The 25,294-nt window shown below is 71.1% G+C and carries 19 protein-coding genes; 8 read left to right on the top strand and 11 right to left on the bottom strand.

Annotated features, from left to right (window positions below):
- Positions 1-66 precede the first annotated feature (66 nt).
- Positions 67-1,704 carry an MFS transporter gene (locus H6X67_RS05625; protein ID WP_249367319.1) on the top strand — a complete coding sequence of 546 codons (1,638 nt, stop codon included), beginning with the start codon at positions 67-69 and terminating at the stop codon, positions 1,702-1,704.
- A 241-nt stretch (positions 1,705-1,945) separates the two neighbouring features.
- On the opposite strand, the gene H6X67_RS05620 is transcribed toward H6X67_RS05625, so the two are convergent.
- The 9 genes from H6X67_RS05620 to iolC form a co-directional block, all read right to left on the bottom strand.
- Positions 1,946-3,532 carry an MFS transporter gene (locus H6X67_RS05620; RefSeq protein WP_249367321.1) on the bottom strand — a complete coding sequence of 529 codons (1,587 nt, stop codon included), beginning with the start codon at positions 3,530-3,532 and terminating at the stop codon, positions 1,946-1,948.
- Positions 3,533-3,678: 146 nt separating this feature from the next.
- Positions 3,679-4,551 (bottom strand): sugar phosphate isomerase/epimerase family protein, encoded by an 873-nt coding sequence (locus H6X67_RS05615; protein ID WP_249367323.1) that lies wholly within the window; start codon positions 4,549-4,551, stop codon positions 3,679-3,681.
- A 183-nt stretch (positions 4,552-4,734) separates the two neighbouring features.
- A complete protein-coding gene (locus H6X67_RS05610) occupies positions 4,735-5,742 on the bottom strand; it encodes a Gfo/Idh/MocA family protein (RefSeq protein WP_249367324.1) in 1,008 nt (335 codons plus the stop codon).
- A 34-nt stretch (positions 5,743-5,776) separates the two neighbouring features.
- On the bottom strand, positions 5,777-6,706 hold the full coding sequence (locus H6X67_RS05605) for a sugar phosphate isomerase/epimerase family protein (protein ID WP_249367325.1): 930 nt from the start codon (positions 6,704-6,706) through the stop codon (positions 5,777-5,779).
- A gap of 205 nt (positions 6,707-6,911) precedes the next feature.
- Positions 6,912-8,405 (bottom strand): CoA-acylating methylmalonate-semialdehyde dehydrogenase, encoded by a 1,494-nt coding sequence (locus H6X67_RS05600; protein ID WP_249367327.1) that lies wholly within the window; start codon positions 8,403-8,405, stop codon positions 6,912-6,914.
- 291 nt (positions 8,406-8,696) lie between these two features.
- Entirely contained in the window at positions 8,697-10,604 is a 1,908-nt protein-coding gene (gene iolD, locus H6X67_RS05595; RefSeq protein WP_249367329.1) for a 3D-(3,5/4)-trihydroxycyclohexane-1,2-dione acylhydrolase (decyclizing), read from the bottom strand.
- A gap of 109 nt (positions 10,605-10,713) precedes the next feature.
- Positions 10,714-11,583 carry a 5-deoxy-glucuronate isomerase gene (gene iolB / locus H6X67_RS05590; RefSeq protein ID WP_249367330.1) on the bottom strand — a complete coding sequence of 290 codons (870 nt, stop codon included), beginning with the start codon at positions 11,581-11,583 and terminating at the stop codon, positions 10,714-10,716.
- On the bottom strand, positions 11,580-12,458 hold the full coding sequence (locus H6X67_RS05585) for a Cgl0159 family (beta/alpha)8-fold protein (protein ID WP_249375306.1): 879 nt from the start codon (positions 12,456-12,458) through the stop codon (positions 11,580-11,582). Before H6X67_RS05585 ends, iolB begins: the two co-directional genes overlap by 4 nt.
- A gap of 6 nt (positions 12,459-12,464) precedes the next feature.
- Positions 12,465-13,454: a 5-dehydro-2-deoxygluconokinase gene (iolC, locus tag H6X67_RS05580; RefSeq protein WP_249367332.1), complete on the bottom strand. Its 990-nt coding sequence runs from the start codon at positions 13,452-13,454 to the stop codon at positions 12,465-12,467.
- 229 nt (positions 13,455-13,683) lie between these two features.
- Between iolC and H6X67_RS05575 the strand changes: the two genes are divergently transcribed.
- From H6X67_RS05575 to iolG, 3 genes are all read left to right on the top strand, one after another.
- Complete coding sequence (locus H6X67_RS05575) at positions 13,684-14,460, top strand: GntR family transcriptional regulator (protein ID WP_249367333.1); 777 nt, start codon at positions 13,684-13,686, stop codon at positions 14,458-14,460.
- Positions 14,461-14,592: 132 nt separating this feature from the next.
- A complete protein-coding gene (locus H6X67_RS05570; protein ID WP_249367334.1) occupies positions 14,593-15,669 on the top strand; it encodes a transaldolase family protein in 1,077 nt (358 codons plus the stop codon).
- A 68-nt stretch (positions 15,670-15,737) separates the two neighbouring features.
- The gene (iolG, locus tag H6X67_RS05565; protein WP_249367335.1) at positions 15,738-16,727 is read left to right on the top strand and encodes an inositol 2-dehydrogenase; all 990 of its coding nucleotides are present in this window, start codon (positions 15,738-15,740) and stop codon (positions 16,725-16,727) included.
- A 67-nt stretch (positions 16,728-16,794) separates the two neighbouring features.
- On the opposite strand, the gene H6X67_RS05560 is transcribed toward iolG, so the two are convergent.
- Positions 16,795-17,814: a LacI family DNA-binding transcriptional regulator gene (locus H6X67_RS05560; RefSeq protein ID WP_249367336.1), complete on the bottom strand. Its 1,020-nt coding sequence runs from the start codon at positions 17,812-17,814 to the stop codon at positions 16,795-16,797.
- Between the two features lie 240 nt (positions 17,815-18,054).
- Here H6X67_RS05560 and H6X67_RS05555 point away from each other — a divergent pair, with 240 nt between their 5' ends.
- Positions 18,055-19,260 (top strand): Gfo/Idh/MocA family protein, encoded by a 1,206-nt coding sequence (locus H6X67_RS05555; protein ID WP_249367337.1) that lies wholly within the window; start codon positions 18,055-18,057, stop codon positions 19,258-19,260.
- 43 nt (positions 19,261-19,303) lie between these two features.
- Positions 19,304-20,302: a sugar phosphate isomerase/epimerase family protein gene (locus tag H6X67_RS05550; protein ID WP_249367338.1), complete on the top strand. Its 999-nt coding sequence runs from the start codon at positions 19,304-19,306 to the stop codon at positions 20,300-20,302.
- A gap of 111 nt (positions 20,303-20,413) precedes the next feature.
- Here the strand turns inward: H6X67_RS05550 and H6X67_RS05545 are convergent, their stop codons facing one another.
- On the bottom strand, positions 20,414-21,430 hold the full coding sequence (locus H6X67_RS05545; protein ID WP_249367339.1) for a LacI family DNA-binding transcriptional regulator: 1,017 nt from the start codon (positions 21,428-21,430) through the stop codon (positions 20,414-20,416).
- 256 nt (positions 21,431-21,686) lie between these two features.
- On the opposite strand from H6X67_RS05545, the gene pta reads away from it, so the two are divergent.
- Both pta and H6X67_RS05535 read left to right on the top strand, forming a co-directional pair.
- Positions 21,687-23,741 carry a phosphate acetyltransferase gene (pta, locus tag H6X67_RS05540; RefSeq protein ID WP_249367340.1) on the top strand — a complete coding sequence of 685 codons (2,055 nt, stop codon included), beginning with the start codon at positions 21,687-21,689 and terminating at the stop codon, positions 23,739-23,741.
- A 101-nt stretch (positions 23,742-23,842) separates the two neighbouring features.
- Positions 23,843-25,027, top strand: a complete 1,185-nt coding sequence (locus H6X67_RS05535) for an acetate/propionate family kinase (protein ID WP_249367341.1) — start codon at positions 23,843-23,845, stop codon at positions 25,025-25,027.
- The last annotated feature ends 267 nt before the right edge of the window (positions 25,028-25,294 follow it).

Below are 25,294 nucleotides of genomic sequence, written 5' to 3'. Positions count from 1 at the left end.
TGCCGCACATCGTCGTGCGGACACAACGGCCGTCAACGCCAACGGCCGGGACCAGAAGGGAACCCCATGTCACCCTCCCCCTCCACCGAGCTCACCCGGGCCGAGATCGACGACCTCGTCGCCACCACCCCACCATCGGGCAAGCGCCGCTCCGTCGGCTTCGTCGCCCTCGTCGCCACCCTGGGCTCCCTGCTCTTCGGCTACGACACCGGCGTCATCTCCGGGGCCCTGCCCTACATGTACCTGCCCCACGACGGCGGCGGCCTCCACCTCAACTCCCTGGAGGAGGGCCTCGTCGGCGGGACCCTGCTCATCGGCTGCGCCCTGGGCGCCTTCTTCGGAGGACAGCTCTCAGACCGCTACGGCCGCCGTCACAACATCATGCTCCTGGCGGTCATCTTCTTCCTCGGCGCCCTGGGGTGCACCGTCTCCCCCAGCATCTGGGTCCTCTACGTCTTCCGCTTCATCCTCGGCTGCGCCGTCGGCGGGGCCAGCGCCACCGTACCGGTCTACCTCGCCGAGACCGCGCCGAAGTCCATCCGGGGAACGCTCGTCGGCATCGACCAGCTCATGATCGTCACCGGCCAGTTCCTCGCCTTCGCGATGAACGCCCTCATCGCCAACATCCAGGGCGGCCCGCACGTGACCGTCACCTCCGTCGCCGAGGGCACCACGGTGCTCGTCGACGGCGTCGAGACCGCTGTCCAGGCCGGTCAGACCTATGACTGGGACGTGCTCAGGTCCGTGAGCGAGACAGCCGGCCTCATGGTCTCCGACGGCAACGGCGACACCTGGCGCTACATGCTCGTCATCTGCACCCTGCCCGCCGTCGCGCTGTGGCTCGGGATGCGCGCCATGCCGGAGTCCTCGCGCTGGCACGCCGCCAACAGGCGCTACGTCGAGGCCGTCGCCGACCTTCAGCGGGTCCGCAGGCCCACCGACGACGTCGCCGGCGAGATCGACGAGATGATCGAGGTCAACCGCCGTGAGACCACCTCGGAGCGCTGGACCCTGTCCCAGACCTTCCGGACCCGGTGGACGCGCAGGATCCTCGTCATCGGCGTGCTCATCGGCGTCTTCAACCAGACCACCGGGGTCAACACGATGATGTACTACGCCCCCAAGGTCCTGCAGACCGCCGGATTCGGCACCCAGGCCGCCATCACCCTCAACGTCCTGACAGGGTTGGCCTCCGTCATCGGCTCCGCCTGCGGCCTCTGGCTCCTGGCGAGGTTCTCCCGGCGCGCCGTCCTCCTGGGCGGCACCATCGGCCTGACGGTCATGCTGTGGGTGATGACCTGCGTCTTCCTCTTCGGGATCAACCCGCACCTGAGCGCCAGCGGCGACGTCCTGGAGAGCATGCCCGCCCTCGTGCCCTACCTCGTCATCGTCGTCATCGTCGTCTACATGCTCTTCATGCAGGCCGGCAACGCCCCGGCGACCTGGGTGCTCATGGGCGAGCTCTTCCCCGCCAAGATCCGTGGCGCCGCCATGGGCTTCGCGGTGCTGTGCCTGTGGATCATGAACGCCGTCATCACCTTCGTCTTCCCGACGATGATGAGCGCCCTCGGCCCGGTCCTCACCTACATGATCTTCGCGGTTGTCAACGTCATCGCGATCATCTACATGTGGCGCAAGGTCCCCGAGACGAAGTACCACTCCCTCGAGGAGCTCGAGGAGCGCCTGGAGAAGCAGTTCTCCTGAGCCCCCTCACCACCCGGCTGCGGGGCCGCTCTCCGCTCGGAGGGCGGCCCCACGAGCGCGCCCCCTGAGCCCTCGCGCTGAGACCTGATCACAGGCGTCAGGTCTCAGCGCGAGGGCTCAAGGGCTCAGCAACACCGGTGGCGGCGCACGCGGGCGCGCAACCTCCGGGCACAGCGCCCGCCCCGTCGGCGGTGCGCCGACGGGGCGGGCGTGCGGGTCGGGCCCGGGGGCCGGGCTCAGCTCAGCTGTACTCCTTCTCGAAGCGCCGCTCGAGCTCCTCGAGGGAGTGGTACTTCGTCTCGGGGACGAGCTTGATGTAGAAGATCAGCGACCCGACGTTGATGAGGGCGAAGATGAGGTAGGTCAGGGACCCTCCCAGGCTCTTCATGATGATGGGGAAGACCCAGGCCACGAAGGCGTTGGCGATCCACAGGGCGCCCACCGCCAGGCCCATGCTGGTGCCGCGGATCTTGCTGGGGAAGATCTCGGCGACGAGCACCCAGGTCACCGTGCCGGACTGCTTGGCGAAGACGAAGATGCTGACGATGAGCAGCACGAGGTAGGGGGCCCAGCTGGCGGCGCCGATGATGTCGCCGTCGGCGTTCTGGAAGGGCTCGATGAGGAAGTAGAACACCGCGGCGAGCAGGCCCAGGGAGATGACGATGGAGGTCTCCTGGTAGATGCCCACGTGCCGGCGGGCGAAGCGGTGGACGAGCCACAGGCCCGTGGCCGAGCCGATGAAGGACACCCCGCCCGAGATGACGTTGAGGGTGATGGCGTCGTCCAGGGGCAGGCCCGCGGCGGAGAGGATCTTGGGCGTGTAGTACATCGCCGTGTTGATGCCGGTGAGCTGGTCGGCGACGCCCAGGATGATGCCGATGATGAGCAGGCGGCGGGTCCACCGCGTGCTCCAGATCTGGGACAGGCGCCACTTCTCCTGGCTGGCCTCCTGACGCTGGTTCTCCAGCATCTCGTCGATCTCGTCGGCGATGGGGCCGTCCTTCTCCTCGTCGCGGATCCGCTTGAGGGCGCCGACGGCCTCGGGGATGCGCTGGTTGGCGATGTACCAGCGCGAGGACTCGGGCATGAGGCGGATGCCGATCCACAGGGCGATGGCGGGCAGCGAGGCGATGACGAGCATGTAGCGCCAGGTCAAGCCGTTGCCGTCGTCGACCATGAGGGCGCCGCTGGCCACCTGGTGGGCGACGCTGTTGGTCCACTCGATGACCTCGCCGCCCGACTCCACGTGCGGGCCGCCGTGCATGCGGGCCAGGGCCGCGTTCATGGAGAAGGCGACGAACTGGCCGAAGACGATCATCATCTGGTCCACGGCCACGAGCGTGCCGCGGATGCGCTTGGGCGCGGTCTCACCGAGGAAGACCGGGACGGTCACGGAGGCGCCGCCGACGGCGAAGCCCAGGATGACGCGGAAGATGTACAGCACCCAGATGTTGGGCGACAGGGTGCAGCCGAGCGCGCCGATGAAGAACACGAGGGCCAGGAGGCTGATGTTGTGGCGGCGGCCGTACACGTCGGAGAGCTTGCCTCCCACGGAGGCGCCGACCGCTGCGCCCAGGGCCAGCAGCGCGCCGATCCAGCCCTCCTCGGCGGTGGTCAGGGCCAGGCCGTGGGCGTCGGTGGGCAGGTACATGTAGGGAAGGGCACCGGAGATGACGCCGGTGTCGTAGCCGAAGAGCAGCGAGCCCAGGCAGGCGACGAAGGCGATGAGGCCCAGGGACCTCTTCTTGCCGGAGGGCGGGGTGGTGTCGACGAGCGCGGTGAGCTCGTCCCGGCTGAGGTCAGCAGCCGGCTGCGGGGATGAGGACATTCGTGTCTCCTTGTGTCACCTGCCGCCGTTGGCAGGTGGTCGGGGGCGGGAGGAGGTGGCCGCACTGGTCCTGACCGCCCGCGAGCGCGGGTGGCCGGCGTGAGGGGGGCGCTCCTGCGGCGGCCGTCGCGGGAGCGCCAGGAGGCTCAGGCGCCCAGCTCCTCGGTGAGCCGGGCGAGCGCGGCCTTGTTGTACTCGTCGGCCTTCTCGTGCCAGCCGAAGATGCACACGGACAGGACGCCGTCGAAGGCGACGTCGCGCAGGGTCTGGAAGACCTCGTCCCACGGGACCTCGCCGAGGCCGATGGCGTTGTGCTGGTGCACGGTGACGTCGGCGCCCGGGGGGTTGATGATGTAGCGGTTGCCGTCGTTGACGCGGTGGTTGAAGCCGTCGGAGACGTGGACCTCGCGCAGCTTGCCGGCCTGGGCGGCGGTGCGGATCATGCGCCCGGCGTCGCCGGCGCCGTCGGAGAGGTGGAAGGTGTGGGGGCAGCAGTACTCGTAGCCGATCCAGTCCTTGTCGATGGAGCGCACGAGCTCGAGGGCGCGGTCGTGCAGCTCGACGAAGTCGTAGGGGTGGGCCTCCATGTTGAGGCGGATGCCGTACCTCTCGAAGTCGGGGGCCAGCTCCTCCATGGACTTGTACCACTGCTGCTCGGAGCGCGAGGCCCGGTTGCGGTCCCCGGAGAACTCGGAGACGATCTCGCGCACGTCGAGGGCGTCGGCGAGCTCGAGCAGGCGCCGCCAGTTGCGCACCTGGGCCTGGCGCTCGGTCTCGTCGGGCGAGGACCAGTTGAAGACGGGGTTGAGGGTGCGGACCGTGACGCCCGTGTCCTTCTCGGCCTTCTTGAGCTCGTCGATGAAGGCCCTGTCCGCCTTCGGGTAGTGGTGCCAGAGGTGGAACTCGTTGTTGGGTGAGAGCTCCACGTGACGGAAGCCCAGCTCGGCCGCCTTGCGGAGCGTGTCCGCGGTGGACATGGTCATGTAGTACATGTTCGGGTCGAGGGCGATGTCAACCATGGGGATTCCTCTCGGTCGCTCGACGACATTGTCGATGGAAGTCAGTATGTCACGACATTTTGACGCGCGCCAGAAGGCGTTTGCGGTGGTCCGCCGGGCCGGGTCCGCGCACCCTCGTGCGCGCCAGGAGTGCCGGGGCGGCCCGCGCCCGCGAGTGCGGGCCGCCCCTCACGCTCGGGCCGCTCAGGCGTAGAAAGCCGGCTTGTCGATCATGGACACGGCCACCTCGCGGCCGCCGTTCTCCAGCGACTCCAGGCCGGCGTCGACGACGCAGGTGGCGGCGTAGCCGTCCCAGGAGGTCGAGCCGGTGTGCTCATCCCTGGCCACGGCGTTGATCCAGGACTGGAACTCGGTGTTGAAGGCGGTCTGGAAGCGGTCGATGTGGGACTGGCACATGGCGTTGCGGTTGCCGCTCAGGTCGCGGACGTGGACCTTCTCCTGGTCCCCCAGGCGCACGGTGCCGGTCTCCATGACCAGCTCGCACTCGATGGAGTAGCCGAACTGGATGTTGACGTTGACCTCGTCGTCGATGAGGACGCCGGAGGCGGTCCTGGCCACGAGGACCAGCGGGTCCTGCAGGTGCTCGAAGCGGTGGGAGGTCGCACGCGGGGTGTCGACGCGCACCGAGGTGATCTCCTCGCCCAGCAGGAAGCGGCAGACGTCGATCTCGTGGATCGCGGTGTCGTCGATCATGTTGCGGGTGGTGTAGTTCTCGGGGACCGAGGGGTTGCGGTGGCGGCAGTGCACCAGGGTGGCGTAGCCGTGCTCGCCGGAGTCGAGCAGGGCCTTCATCTCCTGGTAGCCGGCGTCGAAGCGGCGCATGAAGCCGACCGTGACGAGCCTCTTGCCCGCCCTCTGCTCGGTCTCCATGATCCGCAGGCAGTCCTCGGCCGTGGTGGCCAACGGCTTCTCGCACAGGACGTACTTGCCGGCCGCGACGCACTTGATGACGTCGGGGGCGTGGACCTTGCCGAAGGTGGCGATGACGACGGCGTCGACCTCGGGGTCGTTGATGAGGGCGTCGGAGCTGTCGTAGGCCTTGGCGCCGTAGGGCTCGGCGGCCGAGACGGCGGCGGCGTGGTTGATGTCGGCCACCGCCGTGATGACGGCGCCGGAGAGGTCATTGGCGATACGGGCGAGGTGGGCGCGGCCCATGCCGCCGGCGCCGATGAGTCCGATACGGATGGTCATGATGGTGTCTCCTCCTTGAGAGCGTGGGTGGGGGTCAGGCGAGGCCGAGTCCGCACTCGGCCAGGTAGGTGCGCATGTTGATGGCGTTCTGCTTGGGGAAGGACGGGTCGCAGGGGTAGCAGTCCTGCTCGCAGATGCAGTAGATCGGCTTGTCGAGCGCGGCCAGGGCGTTGACGAACTCGTGCATCTCGGGCAGCCCGGCGGGCGGGCAGACGGAGGCGCCCTTGGTCACGGCCTCACCGAAGGGCCAGTCCTTCTCGTGGGCCTCGCGGGTGATGTCCTCGTCGAAGGCCTTGATGTGGACGTAGGTGATGCGCTCGGGGTACTTCTTGCACAGCTCGACCGGGTCGCCTCCGCCGTAGACGACGTGGCCGGAGTCGAGGCAGAGGTTGACGTAGGTCGGGTCGGTGGCGTCGAAGATGCGCCCGATCTCCTCGGGGGTCTCGATGTGGGAGTCGCCGTGGGGGTGCAGGACCATCTTGAGGCCGTACTCGTCGAGGAGCATCTGACCCAGGGCGTTGGCGTGCTCGACGTAGAGCTTCCAGGCGTCGTCGGACAGGACGCGGTCGTCCGTCCACTCCCAGGTCTTGTCGTCGCGGTAGAGCGGGGGCAGGTGGACGATGTACTCGGCGCCGACGGCGGCGTGGGTCTCGGCGATGGCGCGGAAGGTGGCGAGGGTCTGCTCCCAGGCCTCGGCCTTGTGGAGGACGCCCCAGCCGGTGCCGGCGACCACGCGCATGCCGTAGTCGTCGCACCACTTCTGCAGCTCCTTAGGGTCAGTTGGGAAGTAGCCGTAGGGGCCGGTCTCGATGACCTCGAAGCCGGCCTCGGCCATCTCCTCCCAGGCCTGGCGGGGGTCCATCTGCTTGGGGTCCTCGGGGAACCAGACGCCCCACTGGTCGGGGCACACGCCGATGGTGAGCTTGGAGTAGGTGGGGTCGAGGGTGTTGACAGCCTTGGACATCGTTGTCTCTCCTGGGTCGCGGAGTGTTGTCGAGACCGAATCGTTTCGGTCTCACGCTCCAGGATACGCCCCCTCCAGCCGTCACGCCAGCCTTTTGTGCGAACAAATTGACTTCAGTTTCGGAGCCCTCAGCTCCCGGGCAGCAGCGTGCCCCCGCACCGGGACCGGTGCGGGGGCACGCTCGGGAGCGGCGCGGGGACCCGCCTCACTCCTCGCGCTGGAAGGACATGGTGGCGGCGTAGGTCTTCTCGGACGGCCAGCGGGTCGTGACGGCCTTGGCCCTGGTGTAGAACCGCACGCCCTCCGGGCCGTGGATGTGGTGGTCGCCCAGCAGCGACTCCTTCCAGCCGCCGAACGAGTAGTAGGCCACCGGCGTCGGGATCGGGACGTTGACCCCGACCATGCCCGCCTCGACGTCGAGGGTGAAGCGGCGGGCCACACCGCCGTCGTTGGTGAAGATCGCCGAGCCGTTGCCGAACTCGGAGGCGTTGACGATGGCGATGGCCTCCTCGTAGGTGTCCGCGTGGACGATGGTGAGGACCGGCCCGAAGACCTCCTCCCTGTACAGGCGCGAGGTCACCGGGACGTTGTCGACGATGGTCGGGCCCACGAAGTGGCCCTTCTCGTGCCCGGGGACCACGAGGCCGCGGCCGTCGAGGACGACCTCACCGCCGTCGGCCTCACCCTCGTTGACCAGGCCGACGATGAACTCCTTGGCCTTGGCGTCGATGACGGGCCCCATCTCGACGCCCTCATCCATGCCGTAGCCGACCTTGATCCTCTCGGCGTGGGCCTTGACCTTGCGGGCGAGCTCGGGCCCGCAGCCGCCGACCGCGACGACGACCGGCAGGGCCATGCAGCGCTCGCCCGCGGCACCGAAGGCCGCGGCGGACAGATGCTGGGCGGCGAAGTCGAGGTCGCAGTCGGGCATGACGATGGCGTGGTTGTTCGCCCCGCCCAGCGCCTGGACGCGCTTGCCGTGGGTGACGCCGATGTTCTGGACGATGTGGGCCACCGGCGTGGAGCCGACGAAGGAGATGGCGTCGATGCCGGGGTGCTCGAGGATGCCCGAGACGATGGAGCGGTTGCCGGAGACGACGTTGAAGACGCCGTCGGGAAGCCCCGCCTCCTTGTAGAGGCGGGCGGTGAGCAGCATGGCCGACGGCGTGGCCGAGGCCGGCTTCATCACCACGGCGTTGCCGGTGGCGATGGCCAGGGGGTGCATCCACATCGGCACCATGGCGGGGAAGTTGAAGGGGCAGATGCCGCCGACGACGCCGACCGGCTGGCGCAGGGTGTGGATGTCGACCCCGGTGGAGATGTCGGAGGAGCACTCGCCCTTAAGGGCAACGTTGATGGAGGTGGCGAAGTCGAGGGTCTCGCGCCCGCGCTGGATCTCGCCGATGGCGTCGGAGTAGTTCTTGCCGTGCTCGGCGACGATGAGGCGGGCCATCTCGTCCTGGTGGTCGAGGACGAGCTGGCGCATCCTGAACATGATGGCGGTGCGCTTGGCCAGGGAGACCTTCGCCCACTCCTTCTGGGCCCGGCGGGCGACGGCGACGGCGTGATCGAGGTCCTCGGGCGAGGCCTGGAGCAGCTCGGCCTCGACCTCGCCGGTGCCCGGGTTCTCGACGGGGAAGCGGCCAACGGGGCTGCCCTCGTACTCCTGGCCGTCAATCCAGTGCGGGATCGTCTTCATCGTTGATGACTCCTGAGTCTCACGGGCCCTCGGGCGCCCCTGCCGGGACGCTCGGGCGAGGCACCCTGGTCTTAGGTCCCACTCTAATTCGACACGGCGTCCGGTCAAGGGATTTGTCCATACAAAAATCGAAGGATCTGCGCTGCGCCCGACACCGGGGCCCGCCGCACCGCCGGGGTCCGCCCCGCGGGACGGCCCGCAGCACGACGACGGGGCCGCAGTCCTCCGTCTGCGGCCCCGTCGCACCACCGTCGCCGGGCCCCGTACCCGCGGGACCCGGCGCCGTCGTCGTCACAGGTAGTGACGCTGCGGCCTGCGGTCCTCGAGGTAGCGCTCGTAGGCCTGCTGCGTGGACTCCAGGCGGGAGACGCCCGAGACCGGCACGTCCCACCAGGAGGAGCTGGGCGGGTTGGGGCCCATGAGGTCGGTCTCGATGTGGATCATCGAGGCGCGGTCGTCGGCGTGCGCCTGGGCGTAGGCCTCACGGAGCTCCTCGATGGAGGACACGCGGTAGACCTTCAGGCCCCAGGACTCGGCGTTCGCGGCGATGTCGACGCCCGGGATCCTCTCGGTGTCCGCCAGGTGGCTGCCCGCGCCGCGCCGGCGGTACTTCGTGCCGAAGCGCTGCGAGCCGCGCGACTCCGACAGGGCCCCGATGGAGGCGAAGCCGTAGTTCTGCAGGAGGACGTAGATGACCTTGACGCCCTCCTGGACCACCGTGGCCAGCTCCATGGGCAGCATCTGGTAGGTGCCGTCACCGATGATGGACACGACCTCCGACTCCGGACGGGCGAGCTTGCAGCCCAGGCCGGCGGGGACCTCGTAGCCCATGCAGGAGAAGGCGTACTCGACGTGGTACTGGACGGGCGTGCGCGCCTGCCACAGGGCCTGCAGGTCACCGGGCATGGAGCCGGCGGCGTTGATGACGATGTCCTCGTCGCCCATCATCTCGTTGAGGACTCCGAAGACCTCGGTCTGGGCGGGCAGCGGGCCGTGGCCCAGGTGGTAGCAGTCGCGGGTGCGCTCGTGCCAGGCCTCGCGCTCGGCCATGATCTCGGCGGCGTACTCCTCGCTCACGTGGTAGCCGTCCAGGGCCTCGGTGAGGGCCACGAGGGCCTCGCGGGCGTCGGCGACGACCATCTCGGCCGACTCCTTGGCCGCGTCGAAGGCGCAGACGTTGATGTTGACGAAGGTGACGCCCGGGTCCTTGAACTGGGTCTTGGAGGCCGTGGTGAAGTCCGAGTAGCGGGTACCGATGCCGATGACCAGGTCCGCCTTGTCGGCGATGTGGTTGCCGGAGTCGCCGCCGGTGGAGCCCACCCCGCCGATGGCGCAGGGGTGGTCGTAGTTGATGGCGCCCTTGCCGGCCTGGGTGTCCGCCACGGGGATGCCGGTGGCGGTGGCGAAGGCGCGCAGCTCCTCGCTGGCCTCGGAGTAGATGGTCCCGCCGCCGGCGATGACCATCGGGCGCTTGGCCGCCTTGATCATGGCGACGGCGCGCGCCAGGGCGGCGGGCTCGGCCGGTGGGCGGCGCACGTGCCACACGCGCTTGCGGAAGAGCTCGACCGGCCAGTCGTGCACCTCGGCCTGGACGTCCTGCGGCATCGCGATGACGACGGCGCCGGTCTCGGCCGGGTCGGTGAGCACGCGCATGGCGTTCAGCAGCGAGGGGATGAGCTGCTCGGGGCGGTTGATGCGGTCGAAGAAGCGCGAGACGGGGCGGAAGGCGTCGTTGACGGTGATGTCGAGCGTCGTCGGGTCCTCGAGCTGTTGGAGCACCGGGTCCGGAACGCGGGTGGCGAACTGGTCGGAGGGGAGGAGGAGGACCGGGACGCGGTTGGTGGTGGCCAGGGCCGCACCGGTGACCATGTTGAGCGAGCCGGGGCCGATGGAGGCCGTGGTCATCCAGGTCGACAGGCGGTTCCTGACCTTGGCGAAGGCGGCGGAGGCGTGGACGGCGCTCTGCTCGTTGCGGGCCATGATGTAGGGCATCTCGCCCTCGCCCTCGTCGGGGGCGATCTCGTTCTGGAGGAGCGCCTGGCCCAGGCCGGCGACGTTGCCGTGCCCGAAGATGCCGAAGGCGCCCTCGATGAGCCGCTGCTCGACGCCGTCGCGCTCGGAGTACTGGTTGGTGAGGAACCGGATCGTCGCCTGGGCGACGGTCAGGCGGATGGTGCCCGCGTAGGCTTCGTTGCTCACGAGTGTCTTCTCTCTGCGTGGGTGTGGTCGGGGGACGGTCGCCGGGCCCCGAGGGACCCGGCAGCCGGTGCCCGGGACCGCGGGGGCCCGGGCGGCGGCGCTGACGGCGTCAGTAGGCCATGGGCAGGCGCGGGTCGGGCAGCTGGCCCTCCCAGCTCTGCCGGATCCAGTGGTGGGACGGGTCGTCGGGGGCGAGCCACACGAGGTCCGTCTGCGGCCCGGCCATGACGTTGAGGTAGTACATGTCGTAGCCGGGGGCGGCGACGCAGGGCCCGTGGTAGCCGTGGGGCACGAGCACGACGTCGCCGTCGTGGACCTCCAGGCACAGGTTGATGGGCTTGTCCGGCGTCGAGCCGTAGGTGCGGTGCAGGCCGAAGCCCGGCTCGCCGGTGGGCGAGGCCGCGATCTCGAAGTAGTAGACCTCCTCGAGCTCGCGCTCGTCGTCGGTGTTCTCCTCGTGCTTGTGCGCCGGGTAGGAGGACCAGTTGCCGCCCGGGGTGATGACCTCGGTGACGAGCAGGTGGGAGGTCTCCACGCCGTTGTTGAGGGCGTAGTTGGTCACCTGGCGCGAGCAGTCGCCCGCACCGCGGATACCGGTGGTGGCCTGCTCGCGGCCCAGGTGGCGCACGGGCAGGTCCTTCTCGGCGACGGCGGAGGGGAAGGCGAAGCGCCCGCCGGCCGCCGAGGTCACGGCGAGGGTCGTGGCGCGCGGGACGTAGAGGTAGTCGGTGACCTGCTCGAGGACGCCGGTGCGGCCCGCGATCTCGTAGGAGTGGCCGTCGACCTCGACGGTGCAGCCGCCCTGGAGCGGCAGGACGAGCAGCTCGCTGTCACCGGTCTCGAGGGTCACCGACCCGCCGGGGGCGAGGACCGCCACGCGCAGGCCGGAGAACCCCCAGCCGGCGTCGGCGGGCGTGATGTCGACGGTGAGGCAGTCGTGGCCGGTGCTGCCGGCCGGCACGTAGTGGTCGAGTGTCATGAGAGCAGTCCTACAGTCTGGTCGACGGCCCCGGCGACGTCGTCGTCGGGCGGGAAGAGCAGGGACCGGCCGATGACCAGGCCCTTGACGGTGGGCAGGTCCAGGGCCCTGGCCCAGGACTCGCGCGCGGCCTCGGCGTCCTGGCTCACGGCGCCGCCGAGGATGAGGGCGGGCAGGGTGGATGCCTCCATGACGCGCTCCATGTCGGCCACGGCCGGGAGCTTGAGCCAGGTGTAGGCGCTCGTGCGCCCCAGGCCGGAGGCGATGTGCATGGAGGCGATGACGGCCTCGGGGCTGAGGTCGTTGACCACGCGCCCCTTGCTCCAGGCGGAGATGAAGGGCTCGACCATGGCCATGACCCGGCGCTCGGCGAGCTCGTTGACGGCCTCGGCGCAGGCGGCGAGGGTGTCGACGGTGCGGGGGTCCTCGTAGTTGACGCGCAGCAGCATCTTGCCGCCGTCGAGGCCGGAGTCCGCCACGCCCCGGGCGTCGTAGCCGGTCATGCGGTCGTTCATCTCGAAGGTGGCGCCCGCCAGGCCGCCGCGGTTCATCGAGCCGTAGACGAGCTTGCCGTCCAGGGCGCCCAGGAGGGCGAGGTCCTCGATGAGGTCGGCGGTGCCGAGGAAGCCGTTGACGCCGGGGCGCGAGAGGGCCTCGACGCAGCGGGCGAGGGTGTCCTCGCGCGAGGCCATGGCCATGGGGTCGCTTCCGGCCGCGAGCGCGCCCCGGGCGGGGTGGTCGCAGGCGATGATCATGAGCTTGCCGTCACCCTCGGGCACCGTCCCGCGGGGGCGGGCGGCCAGGACCTCGGCGATGCGGCCGGGGTCGTGGACCCGGGTCTCGATGATGCGGTCAGTCAGGGGTGTGGCGGTCATCGTGGCTCAGAGGTCCTTCACGTTCGGGGCGATCTCGTCGCGGTAGGTGCGCATCTCGGCCAGGAGCTCGGGCTCGGTCGGCATGGCGGTGGAGCACTCGAGGCGGGCGCAGACGATGGCGCCGGCGGTGGAGGCGGCGTAGATGGTCTTCTCCAGGGACCAGCCCGACAGCAGGCCGTGGCAGACGGCCCCGCCGAAGGCGTCGCCGGCGCCGAGCCCGTTGAGGGTGGTGGCGGGGGTGACGGGCAGCTCGACGCGCTCGTCGCGGGTCTTGGCGAGGGTGCCGTGCAGGCCCTGCTTGACGATGGCGATCTCGACGCCGGCCTCGAGCAGGGCGTCGGCGGCCCTCTCGGGCTCGGTCTCCCCGACGGCGACGCGGCACTCCTCCCGGTTGCCGATGGCGACGGTGACCTGGGGAAGGATCTCGCTCACGTGCCGGTGGGCCTCCTCCTCGTCGGCCCAGAAGTTGGCCCGGTAGTCGAGGTCGACGATGGTGAAGGGCTTGCGGGCGCGGGCCGCCAGGGCGGCGTGGTGGGCCTGGCGCGAGGGGTCCTTGCTCAGTCCGGTGGCGGAGATCCAGAAGATCCGGGCGTCGCGGACGGCGTCCATGGGGATGTCGTCGACGGTGAGCTCCAGGTCCGGGGCGGAGGGCTCGCGGTAGAAGTAGAGGGGGAAGTTGTTCGGGGGGAAGATCTCGCAGAAGGTGAGCGGGGTGTTGAAGTCGGGCTTGGTGACGACGTAGTCGTCGTAGACGCCCAGCTGGCGCATCTCGCGGCACACGAAGCGGCCGAAGGGGTCGTCGCCGACGCCGGTGATGACGGCGGAGCGGTGGCGGTAGCGGGCGGCGGCGACGGCGACGTTCGTCGGGCTGCCGCCCAGGAACTTGCCGAAGGTCTCGACGTCCTCGAGGCCGACGCCGGTCTGGAGGGGGTAGACGTCGATGCCGCAGCGACCGATGGTGAGGACGTCGAGCGGCGGGGTGGTGGAGGCGGTCATCGTGGGGTCCCTTCCACGTCGTCGGGGCGGGTCTGTCAGGGGGCCGTGGCGGCCCTCACAGGGACGAGACTGCCCCACCGGAGGAGCACAGTCAAGTCTTTGTCCGAACATTTCGTGTCCGACGACGTCCGACCGGCCCAGATGGTGACGCCACGTGCGCCCCGACCGGCCAAGCCTCCCCTATATCATGGGGCGCCACCACCCTCGACGAATCGACAGCACCTCCGACATGGCCGACTCCGCCCCCCAGCCCCCCGCTCCCCCGTCCGACCCGTACCGGCTCGACGTGACGATCGACCGCTCCTCCCCCACGCCGCTGCACACCCAGATCTCGACGCCGCTGGCGGGGCTCATCCTCGACGGGACACTGCCTCCCGGCACGCGCCTCGAGGACGAGGTCTCCATGGCCAAGCGCCTCAAGGTCTCGAGACCCACCGCCCGCCAGGCCCTCCAGCACCTCGTCGACCGCGGCCTGCTGTCCCGGCGCCGCGGTGCGGGCACGGTGGTCACCTCCTCGCACGTGCACCGCCCGATGCACCTGTCGAGCCTGCTGTCCGACCTCACCGACGCGGGCCACGAGGTCGAGACCCGGGTCCTGGCTTACGAGTGCGCACCAACGACCCCGGAGCAGGCCGCCTGGCTGGAGGTCGAGCCCGGCAGCGAGGCGGTGACCATCGAGCGCCTGCGCCTGGCCGACGGCGAGCCCATCGCCCTCATGCGCAACCTCCTGCCCGCGGACCTGGCCCCCTCGCGCGAGCAGGTCGAGACCACCGGCCTGTACGACCACCTCCGGGCGCACGGCACCGTCCCGGTCACCGCCACCCAGACCATCGGCGCCCGCAACGCGACGACGAAGGAGGCGCAGGCCCTGTCGGAGAGCCGTCGTGCCGCCCTGCTGACGATGACGCGCACCGCCTACGACGGCAACGGACGGGTCGTCGAGTACGGCACGCACATCTACCGCGCCTCGCGCTACTCCTTCGAGACGACGCTCTTCGCGGGCTGAGGCCGCGCGCCACTCCGGCGCGCTTTGTCCGTACATTTGCTTGACAGTGGACCGGTGACCCCGTATCAATAGGGGCACGGGCCGAGCGGCGACGGCGCCACCCGGCTGATCCGACTCCAGGAGCACACGCTGATGAGCATTGAGTACACCCCCGGGCCGCTTCTCGAGGCGTCCAGGACCACCCCCACCGTCCTGTGGAACGACTCGGCCGACCCCGACGAGATCCGCCAGTCCATCGCCTTCGGCGGCGTCGGCGCCACCTGCAACCCGACCATCGCCTACACCTGCATCAACCAGAAGAAGGAGCGCTGGCTGCCCCGCATCGCCGAGCTCGCCGAGGAGATGCCGGGGGCCAGCGAGTCCGAGATCGGCTGGCAGGTCGTGCGCGAGCTGTCCATCGAGGGCGCCCGCCTCTACGAGGACGTCTTCGAGGAGCACCACGGGCGCAACGGCCGCCTGTCCGTCCAGACCGACCCGCGCCTGGCCCGCAGCGCCAAGGCCCTGGCCGACCAGGCCGAGGAGTTCTCCCGCCTCGCCAAGAACATCATCGTCAAGATCCCCGCCACCAAGACCGGCATCGAGGCCATCGAGGACGCCACCTGGCGGGGCGTGTCCGTCAACGTCACCGTCTCCTTCACCGTGGCCCAGGCCGTCGCCGCCGGCGAGGCCATCGAGCGCGGCCTCAAGCGCCGCGAGGCCGAGGGCAAGGACACCTCCACCATGGGACCGGTCGTCACCCTCATGGGCGGGCGCCTGGACGACTGGCTCAAGATCGTCGCCGCCCGCGACCGGCTCTTCATCGACCCGGGCGTCTTCGAGTGGGCCGGCGTGGCCGCCCTCAAGCGCGCCTACCGCGAGTTCCAGGACCGCGGCCTGCGCGCCCGCGTCCTGTCCGCCGCCTTCCGCAACGTCATGCACTGGTCCGAGCTCGTCGGCGGCGACCTCGTCGTCTCCCCGCCCTTCGCCTGGCAGAAGCGCATCAACGACTCCGGCTACAAGGTCGAGCCGAGGATCGACCGCCCCGTGGACCAGAAGGTCATGGACGCGCTGCTGCGCGTGCCGGAGTTCGTGCGCGCCTACGAGCCCGACGGCCTGAGCGTCGACGAGTTCGAGTCCTTCGGCGCCACGCGCCGCACCCTGCGCGGCTTCATGCAGGCCGACGCCGACCTCGACGCCCTCGTGCGCGACGTCATCATGCCCCAGCCCTGAGGCACCGGGCACCGACGTCGAACCACACGGCACCACCGCACACCCACGACACGCAAGGAAGCGATCACATGCTCAACATCGCCATCATCGGCGCCGGCCGCATCGGCCACGTCCACGCCCGCACCGTCGCCGCCCACCCCCAGGCGCGCCTGGCCCTCGTCTGCGACCCCTTCGGCGACGCCGCCCAGAGCCTCGCCGCCGAGTACGGCGCCCGCTCCTGCAAGGACGCCGAGGAGGTCTTCAGCGACCCCGAGGTCGACGCCGTCGTCATCGGCTCGCCGACCCCGCTGCACATCCCGCACCTGCTCGCCGCCGCCAAGGCCGGCAAGGCGGTCCTGTGCGAGAAGCCCATCGCCCTGGACATGAGGGACGTCGAGGACGCCAGGGCCGAGCTCGACGCGATCACGACCCCGGTGATGTTCGGCTTCAACCGCCGCTTCGACCCCAGCTTCGCCGCCGTGCGCGAGGCCGTGGCTGCCGGCCGCATCGGCGACCTGGAGCAGCTGACGATCATCTCGCGCGACCCCGCGGCCCCGCCGGTGGAGTACGTCAAGGTCTCGGGGGGCATCTTCCGCGACATGACGATCCACGACTTCGACACGGCCCGCTTCCTCCTCGGCGACATCGTCGAGGTCCACGCCGTCGGGCAGAACCTCGACGAGGCCATCAAGGAGACCGGCGACTTCGACGCCGCCGTCGTCACCCTGCGCGCCGCCTCCGGGGCCGTCGCCACGATCATCAACAACCGTCACTGCGCCTCCGGCTACGACCAGCGCCTGGAGGCCTCCGGCCGCGACGGGGCGCTGTTCGCCGAGAACGTGCGCGCCACGACGGTGCGCCTGTCCAACGCCGAGGTGACGGACGCCCAGGAGCCCTACCTCGACTTCTTCCTCGAGCGCTACGCCGACGCCTACCGCATCGAGCTGTCCGCCTTCATCGAGGCCGTCGAGAAGGGCACCCCCACCCCGACGACGATCGACGACGCCGTCGCCGCCCTGCGCATCGCCGAGGCGGCCACCGAGTCCGCCCGGACGGGTGCGGTCATCACGCTCGACTGACGTCGCTCACGCCGCGCGGGCCGCGGCTGGCTTCCCCACGGGGGCCGGCCGCGGCCCGCGTGGCGGGTCAGGCGGTCGAGCCGCGCACGACCAGGCGGGGCAGGACGATGAAGGCCGAGGCGCCGCCGGCGCGCTCCTCGCGGCGCACGCCCGGCGGCAGCCCGGTGACGGGGGCCCCGGTGCCGCAGGCCAGGCGGCCGGCCAGGTGGCGCACGGCCAGCTCGGTGATGACGTCGACCTCCTGGCGCACGGTGGTGAGGTCGAGGGCGCTGAGCCCGGCGAGCGCGATGCCGTCGAAGCCCGCGACGGCGACGTCCTCGGGCACGCGCAGGCCCCGCCTGCGCAGCTCGAGCACGGCCCCGATGGCCACGTGGTCGTTGAAGCACAGCAGGGCCTGTGGCAGGTCCCCGGCCCGGGCCAGTCCCTCCACGGCGGCGACGCCGGCGGCCTCGTCGTCGCCGCCGGGCACGACCCGCCCGGCCGCGCCCGGCCCGGCCGCCGCGCGGCGGAAGGCGGCGACGCGGATGTCCGAGGAGGGGGCGTCGGCGCCGTCGACGTAGACCAGGTCGCTGCGGCCCCCCGACACCAGGTGGTCGACGAGCGCGGTGACGCCGTGGGCGTCGTCCGAGCGCACGATGTCCACGCCGGGGGCCCGGGACTCACGGCACAGGGCCAGCAGTGGCAGGCCGCCGGAGGCCTGGGTGAGCTCGGTGACGCCGATGCGCGAGTCGACGACGACGATGCCCTCGCAGCGCCCGCGCACCAGCTCCTCGACGCCCTGGCGCTCCCCGTGGCGGGGGGTGGCGGCCGCGAGGCTGAGGGTGTGCGAGTGGCGGGCCGCGGCGGCGTAGAGGCCGTCCACGAGGGCGACCTGGAAGGCCTGGCCGGGCATGTAGCTGACCCCGATGACCCCGGTGCGCCGGGCGCGCAGGAGGCGTGCGGCGGGGTCGGCGACGTAGCCGAGCTCGTGGGCGATGGCGAGGATCTCGCCGCGAGTGGCCTCGGAGACGCCGGGGCCGCCGTTGAGGGCGGCGGAGACCGTCGAGATGGAGCGGCCGGCGCGGCGCGCCACGGTCGAGATCGTCACACGCCCCTGGGAGCCCACCGTCGCCGTCCTCCGCACACTCGGTCCTCGTGCGCAGGCGAGGGCCGGCGCGGGCGCATCGTCTCACGTCCACCGGGGCCGCGCCCACACGGCGGGAGGAGGGCAGGATCGTGCACGTCACGTCTTGACATGCGCCGAAGGCGGGGAGAGACTTCTCATACGCGATTAACGCGCGTTAATCCAATGCCATCCACGTCAACGAGGACAGGACAGCACACCACCATGAGCACCACCCCCGCACCCCTGGCAGTCGCCGTCATCGGCGCCGGCATGGCCGGCACCACCCACGCCAACGCCTGGCGTCAGGTCGGCACCGTCTTCGACCTCGGCCTGCCCAAGGTCCGCCTGGCCGCCATCACCGACGCCTACGAGCCCTTCGCCACCGACGCCGCCGAGCGCTACGGCTACGAGAGGGCCGTCACCGACTGGCGCGACATCGCCGACGACCCGAGCATCGACATCGTCTCCATCGTCGTCGGCAACGCCCTGCACCGCGAGATCGCCGAGGCCATGATCCGCGCCGGCAAGCACGTCCTGTGCGAGAAGCCCCTGGCCGACACCCTCGAGAACGCCAGGGCCATGGCCGAGGCCGAGGCCGCCAGCCCCGGCGTCGTCACCTCCACCGGCTTCACCTACCGCCGCAACGCCGCCGTCGCCGAGATCAAGAAGCTCGTCGAGACCGGCCACCTGGGCGATGTCAGCCACATCAACGCCCGCTACTGGTGCGACTACGGCTGCGACCCGAGCACGCCGATGGCCTGGCGCTACTCGGGCCCCATGGGCTCCGGCGCCCTGGGCGACGTCGGCTCCCACCTCATCGACACCGCCGAGACGATCTGCGGGCCTCTCGTCTCCGTCTCCGGCGGCGCCCTGGCCACCCTCATCACCCAGCGCCCCGTCGCCGCCGGCCACGTCACCCGCGGCACCGCCCTCGACGTCGCCGACGCCGAGATGGCCGAGGTCACCAACGACGACGTCGCCGCCTTCACCGGCCACTTCGCCAACGGGGCCATCGGCTCCTTCTCCGCCTCCCGCATCGCGTGGAACATGCCCAACGCCATGATGATCGACATCCACGGCTCACGCGGCCGCGCCTACTGGGACCTTGCCCGCACCGGCGAGATCCTCGTCGACGACGCCAGCGCCCCCGCCGGCCTGGCCGGCCCCCGCCAGGTCCTCGTCAACCCGACCTTCCCCTACTTCGAGCGCGGGTCCTCCATGGCCTTCGGCGGCGTCGGCGCCACCCAGATCGAGCAGTTCACCTACCAGGCCCACGCCTTCCTCCAGCAGGTCGCCGGCGTGAGCGAGGCCGAGGCCCTGCCCCGCTGCGCGACCTTCGCCGACGGCTACCGCGAGATGCGCATCGCCGCCGCCGTCGCCGAGTCCGCCGCCAACGGCGGCGCCACCGTGGACGTGTCCACCTTCTGACCCACCACCCCCACCTCACCCATCACAACCACAGGAGAACACCATGGCACTCACCTACGGCGCCTACACCGCCTGCCTCGGCGACCAGACCCTGCCCCAGGCCCTCGACACCCTCAAGTCCGCGGGCCTGACCGGGGCCGAGGTCAACGTCGGCGGCTTCATCCCCTCGCCCCACTGCCCCGTCGACTCCCTGCTCGCCTCCGCCACCGCCCGCGAGGACTACCTGGGCGTCTTCCAGGACAAGGGCATGGTCCTGTCCGGCCTCAACACCTCCGGCAACCCGACCTCCCCGCTGCCCCACGAGGGCCTCAAGCACGCCGAGGACATCCGCAAGGCCATCGAGCTGGCCGGCCTGCTCGGCGTCAAGGAGATCGTCACGATGTCCGGCACGCCCGGCACGGACCCGACGGCGAAGTACCCCACCTGGGTCGTCAACCCCTGGAACGGCATCGACATGGAGATCCTCGACTACCAGTGGAGCGTCGTCGTGCCCTTCTTCAAGGAGGTCGACGCCCTCGCCCGCGACAACGACGTCAAGGTCTGCCTCGAGCTGCACCCGCGCAACCTCGTCTTCAACATCCCCTCCTTCGAGCGCCTCGTGGAGGAGACCGGCGCGACCAACATCCGCGTCAACATGGACCCGTCCCACCTGTTCTGGCAGCAGATGGACCCCATCGCCGCCACCAAGCGCCTGGGGGGCCTCATCGGCCACGTCCACGCCAAGGACACGAAGATCTTCCCGGGCGTCGCCTACCGCGGCGTGCTCGACACCGACTTCGGCCACGTCCCGGCCGAGGCCGAGGGCAAGGTCCCGGTGGCCTACGGCTACTGGTGCAACGCCTGGCCCCAGGACCCCGCCTGGCGCTTCGTCGCCTTCGGCCTGGGGCACGACACCGCCTACTGGACCGAGTTCCTCGCGGCGATCCAGCAGGCCGACCCCGACATGAACGTCAACATCGAGCACGAGGACGCCGAGTACGGCAACGTCGAGGGCCTGACCATCTCCGCCACCAACCTGCTCGCGGCGGCCGCCGCGCTGTGAAGCGCCGCGCCCCGGCCGGACGCCGGGGCCGGCACCGCGCGGTGCCCTGAGAACGCCCCCATGAGCGGTCTCAGGGCACCGCCGGGCTCTCAGGGCGGCGCCGGGGCCGTCTCAGGCCCCGGACGGGCCCGCCCCGGGCGAGGAGGATCGCCGCACCGCCAGCACCGGCGCCACCGTGACGTTGCGGGCCCCTCCGACCTCACCGTCGCCCTCACGGCCCGAGCGCTCGCACACGAAGCGCACCGCGTCGCGGGCCATCGTCCCGACCGGCTGCTCCACGCTCGTGAGCGAGAACTCCTCACGGCTGGCCAGGTAGGTGTCGTCGTAGGACACGAGGGGCGCGACGCCCGAGGGCCCGCCCCGACCGCTGGAGCGGATGACGCTGAGCGCGTCCAGGGCGACGATGTCGTTGTGGGCCACGACACCCGGTGCGCCGGCGAGCACCAGCTGCTCGCGCAGGCCGGGCACGCCCGAGACGTCGTCCACCACCGTGTCCAGCCGCAGCCCCCGCTGCCGGGCGGCGGCCGCGAGCGCCTGGCCCCGCTCGGTGGCGTTGGGGTCCTCCTCGGGGTCCGGGCACACGTACACCAGGCGCCCGGCGCCGGCCCGCACCAGGTGGGAGATGACGGCCTCCGCGGCGGCCCTCTCGTCCAGGCGGATGGTGTCCACGCGCCCGCCCGGGCCGCAGCGCCCGATGAGGCAGACCGGGCAGGCCTCGCCCAGCCCCCGCAGCTCCTCGTCCGACAGGGCGGGGGAGACCAGGACCAGGCCCTCGACCCGCAGCGCCAGCAGGGCGTCCACCGGGCGGCGCGAGGCCCGGGCCCCGGCGCCGACGGTCACCAGCAGCGTCATGCCCCGCTGGGCGACGGCCTCCTGCAGCGCGTGGGCGACGAAGTCGAAGAAGGGGTTGCGCAGGTCCGGCAGGAGCAGGCCGATGAGTCCCGAGCGCCCCGAGGCCAGGGAGGCGGCCGTCGCGTTGGGGCGGTAGCCGAGCTGCTCCGCGGTCGCGAGGATCCGCTCCCGTGTGGAGGAGGCCACACTGGGCGAGCCGTTGAGCGCCAGGGAGACCAGGCCCCGGGAGACGCCGGCCGCGCGCGCCACGTCCGCCTGCGTCACCATCTGCCCCATGTTCCCTCCCTCGTGCCGGCTGCCGGTCCCCGGGCGGCTGCCGGCGCCCGGGCACGTGGTCGCACGCTATCCCAGGTCGGCAAGCGCAGCGCGCGCCTCTGCGCGCACCTCTGTGCGCGTCCCCACACGCACCCTCCGGCCCCCATGCGGGCCTTTGGTCGCATACGGGGCCCGTTTCAAGGCAGAATCGCCGTGGAGCGACGACCCGACCAGGCCGCCCTGCTCGACAACGAGGAACCGCAAAGGAAAGCTCAACGTGGCGCGCAGCATCTACATCGCCTCACCCACTGCCGGAACCGGCAAGTCCACGATCACTCTCGGTCTCATCTCGTCGCTGACGAAGGTCGTCGCGAAGGTCGGTGTCTTCCGGCCCTTCGTCGTCTCGCGGTACGGCGACCCCTCCCTGGACCTCCTGCTGGCCCGCGCCGGCTCCACGACGCCGGCCGCGCAGGCCGTGGGCGTCACCTGGGACGAGTTCCACGCCGACCCGGAGGAGGCCCTGTCGCGCATCGTCGACGCCTACCGCGCCGTCGCCCGCGAGCACGACGTCGTCGTCATCGACGGCTCCGACGGCGAGGACACGGCGGGCACCCCCCGGCTGGCCCTCAACGCCCGCGTGGCCGCCAACATGGGCGTGCCCGTCATGCTCGTCGTCTCCGGCGCCCAGAGCCCGGAGGACGTGCGCTCCTCCGTGGAGGTGGCCATCGCCGAGGTCACCGAGCACCACGCGCGCACGGTCGCCGTCGTCGCCAACCGCTGCGAGCCGGCCACGCGCGGCGCCGTCGCGGCCGCCCTCACCGGGATCCCGGGGGTGACCTCGACGACGATGCCCGAGGTGGCCCTGCTGTCGGCCCCCACCGTGCGGGAGATCTCCGACGCCCTGGGCGGCACGCTCATCCTGGGTGACGAGGCGCTCATGGACCGCGAGGCCGAGGGCGTGCTCATCGGTGCCATGGACGTCTCGCACGTCGTGGACCGCCTCGCCGAGGGCCAGGCCGTCATCGTCCCGGCGGACCGATCCGCCGTCGTCGTCTCCCTGGCGGCCGCCCACGCCTCGGCGAGCTTCCCCGCCCTGGCCGCCCTCATCCTCAATGGCGGCTTCACCCCGGCCCCTTACGCCCTGTCGCTCATGAAGGGTCTGGACCAGGCCCTGCCGGTCATCACGACGCCGTTGGACACCTTCGAGGCCGCCCAGGCGGCCGGCGCGGTCACTGGGGACCTGGGCAAGGCCTCGCAGCGCAAGATCGACGTCGCCGTCACCACCTTCGAGCAGGAGACCGACGTCGAGGCGCTGCTGGCTGCCCTCGAGGTCGAGCCCAGCGAGGTGGTCACCCCCGTCATGTTCCAGGCCGAGCTCGTCGAGCGCGCCCGGTCCCAGCGCCGCACCATCGTCCTGCCCGAGCCCGACGACGACCGCATCCTGCACGCCACCGACGCGATCCTGCGCCGTGGCATCTCCGACGTCGTCCTCCTGGGTGACGAGGCCACCGTGCGCGCCCGCGCCGCCGAGCTGGGCCTGGACGTGTCCGCCGCGCGCGTGGTCGCCACCGACGACCCCGACCTGCTGGACAAGTACGCCGCCGAGTTCGCCCGCCTGCGCGCCAAGAAGGGCGTGACCCTGGAGCAGGCCCGCGAGAAGGTCCAGGACGTGTCCTACTTCGGCACGATGATGGTCCACATGGGCGACGCCGACGGCATGGTCTCCGGCGCGGCCCACACCACCGCCCACACGATCGTGCCCTCCTTCCAGATCATCAAGACCCGCCCAGGCACCTCCATCGTCTCCTCCGTCTTCCTCATGCTGCTGGAGGACCGTGTGCTCGTCTACGGTGACTGCGCCGTCAACCCCGAGCCCACCGCGGAGGAGCTGGCAGACATCGCGATCTCCTCGGCGCAGACGGCCCGCCAGTTCGGCGTCGAGCCGCGCGTGGCCATGCTGTCCTTCTCCACCGGCGACTCCGGCAAGGGCGCGGACGTGGACAAGGTCCGTCAGGCCACCGAGCTCGTGCGCGCCAAGGCCCCCGAGCTCGCCGTCGAGGGCCCCATCCAGTACGACGCCGCCATCGACCCGACCGTGGCCGCGAAGAAGGCCCCGGGCTCGGCCGTGGCCGGGCGCGCGAACGTCTTCATCTTCCCGGACCTGTCCAGCGGCAACATCGGCTACAAGGCCGTGCAGCGCTCCTCGGGCGCCGTCGCCATCGGCCCGGTCCTGCAGGGCCTCAACAAGCCCGTCAATGACCTGTCGCGCGGCGCGCTGGTCGAGGACATCGTCAACACCGTCGCCATCACGGCCGTCCAGGCCCAGGGCTGAGGCTCGCGGGGCGCCGTCGGCCGTGTCCGACGGCGCCCCGCCGCCTGCCCCGGTGCCCTCGTTCCCCCTCCCCTGACCGACGCTCTCGTAGAAAGACCCTCATGACCTCCCGCACCGTCCTCGTCATCAACTCCGGCTCCTCCTCCATCAAGTACCAGCTGGTCGACCCCGACTCCGGTGCGGCGCTCGCCTCCGGCCTCGTCGAGCGCATCGGCGACGTCCAGGGCGCGATCGTCCACAAGGTCGACGGCGCCAAGCACGTCGTCGAGGAGCCGGTGCCGGACCACGGCTTCGGCCTGTCCGAGGTCCTGCGCCTCTTCGACGAGCACGGGCCGCGCCTGTCCGAGGCGAACATCGTGGCCGTGGGCCACCGCGTGGTCCAGGGCGGCAAGTTCTTCAACGGCCCGGCCCTGCTCACCGACGAGGTCGTCGCCACGATCGAGGAGCTGGTGCCGCTCGGCCCGCTGCACAACCCGGCGCACCTCAAGGGCATCGAGGTGGCCCGCAAGCTCATGAGCGACATCCCCCAGGTCGCCGTCTTCGACACCGCCTTCTTCCAGGACCTGCCGGAGGAGGCCGCCCGCTACGGTCTCAACCGCGAGGTCGCGGACCGCTACTCCATCCGCCGCTACGGCGCCCACGGCACGAGCCACCAGTACGTCTCGGGGGAGATCTCCAAGCGCCTGGGGCGCGACGACCTCAAGCAGATCGTCCTGCACCTGGGCAACGGCGCCTCCGTGTCCGCCGTCGTCGGCGCCCACGCGGTGGAGACCTCCATGGGCCTGACGCCGCTGGAGGGCCTGGTCATGGGCGGGCGCACCGGGGACATCGACCCGGCAGCCGTCTTCCACCTCGTGCGCGTGGCGGGCTTGTCGGTCGACGAGATCGACCACCTGTTCAACCGCGAGTCCGGCATGAAGGGCCTGACCGGCGAGTCGGACATGCGCGAGGTCACGCGCATGATGGACGAGGGCAACCAGGACGCCATCGACGCGATGAACATCTACCTGCACCGCCTGACCAAGTACGTGGGCGCCTACACGGCGGTCATGGGAGGCCTGGACGCCATCACCTTCACCGCCGGCATCGGCGAGAACGACGGGCGCCTGCGCGCGGCCCTGTGCGAGCGCCTGGCCTACCTCGGCGTCAGGATCGACGCCGAGGCCAACGCGCGCCGCTCGGAGGAGCCGGTGACGATCTCGACGCCGGAGTCCTCCGTCGTGGTGACGGTGCTGCCGACGAACGAGGAGCTGGCCATCGCCCGCCAGGCGCTGAGCCTCATCTGAGCCGGCCGGCCCGCGTGGGCCGGGTGCACGAGCGGCGCCGTCCGTCCCTGGTGGGGCGGGCGGCGCCGCTCGTGCTGTCCCCGGTCCGGGGGGGGCTGTCCCCGGTCGGTGGGGCCGCGCGGCCCACGTGGCACGCAGGCCTTCGTGGTGCTCGGGGTTGCCCAGGCGCCGAGGGACGTGTGGGCTCAGAAGAGCGTGCCGCCGGCCTCCTGCTGGGCGCGCAGGCGGGCGCGGCGGGCGGCGGTGGCTCCAGGCACGACGCCGGCC

Origin of the sequence: Actinomyces sp. AC-20-1 (assembly GCF_023369555.1) — a bacterium.
GTDB lineage: Bacteria > Actinomycetota > Actinomycetes > Actinomycetales > Actinomycetaceae > Actinomyces.
Note: the sequence above shows the minus strand (reverse complement) of the source record. Positions and strands in the feature narration are given on the sequence as shown.